Below are 1,067 nucleotides of genomic sequence, written 5' to 3' on the forward strand. Positions count from 1 at the left end.
CGGAGACCGTGAGTGCGAGGATCAGAAGTTCACGCTCGTTGTCGATCCACGCTGTCGGCGCACCGGCAACGACGTACTGTGCGAGCACTTCCGAAAACGCGTCGGGTAGTTCAGGGTCGGCGTTTCGGCGTAGCGACTCGATGTGAGCACGCTGAACAGCGATCTGTTCGGCCTTTGTTGCCAAGTCCTTGTCGAGGGCATCGAGTGCGGACCGGGTGTCGTGAGCGTCGCCGTCGAGGAGTTCGGCGATCTTGGCGACAGGAATCCCCAGATCGCGCAGGCGGCGGATGCGGCTCAGTCGTGCCAGGTCCACCGCGCGGTACATGCGGTAGCCGTTGGGTTGGCGTTGTGGTTCTTCGAGAAGGCCGTTCGAGTGGTAGTAGCGCACGGATCTGACGGTGGTGCCGGCCAATTTGGCCAGCTCGCCGATGGTCATCATCGCCTTGCCCTCCCGTGATCGAATCGGATTCCGTCTGTGGAAACCATTCTCCAACCCTGACGCGGCGTCAGGGTCAAGGTTCGACCGGGGAACGTGACCGTTGACACATTAAGGATGAAACCTTAACGTGGATACCGTCCGTTACGACATTGTCGATTCCGAGGAAGTGCCCTGATGGCTACCCTTTTTCCTGCGGCAACAATCTTTCCGATCCCCACCGATCCGCTTGCTGCCTACGGTCCACTCGTTGCTCGCCGGAATCCCGAGTCGGTAGTTCCGGCGCCGTACGAACACTTTGCAGTCAAGGCGGTCGCGCCGACGATCGGAGCGGAAATCTCCGGTATTCGACTCAGCGGGGGCCTGTCCGATGCCGTGATTGCGGAACTCCGCCGAGCTCTCCTGGAATGGAAAGTCCTCTTCTTTCGGGATCAGGACCTCGACCGAGCGGAACATCGAGCATTTGCCGAGCGTTGGGGCGATCTGGAACAGCATCCGTTCTTCAAGTACACGCAGCCCGGGCAGACGGACGTCGATGTCACGACGCTGGCCAAGGATGGGATCAACGTCTGCACGCCGTCGTATCGTCCTCGGCGTCCGATATACATCGGAGGAATGACCCCCAGTTTCC

General features: G+C 60.4%; 2 protein-coding genes. One reads left to right on the top strand and one right to left on the bottom strand.

The features are described from left to right. Positions 1–439, bottom strand: a 439-nt coding sequence (locus tag ABT116_RS49730) for a MerR family transcriptional regulator (RefSeq protein WP_351648347.1), incomplete at its 3' end; no start/stop codon positions are given. Between the two features lie 174 nt (positions 440–613). Here ABT116_RS49730 and ABT116_RS49735 point away from each other — a divergent pair. Then, positions 614–1,067, top strand: a 454-nt coding sequence (locus ABT116_RS49735) for a TauD/TfdA dioxygenase family protein (RefSeq protein WP_351648349.1), incomplete at its 3' end; no start/stop codon positions are given.

Source organism: Streptomyces sp. NPDC002130 (assembly GCF_040296465.1).
Classification (GTDB): Bacteria; Actinomycetota; Actinomycetes; order Streptomycetales; family Streptomycetaceae; genus Streptomyces.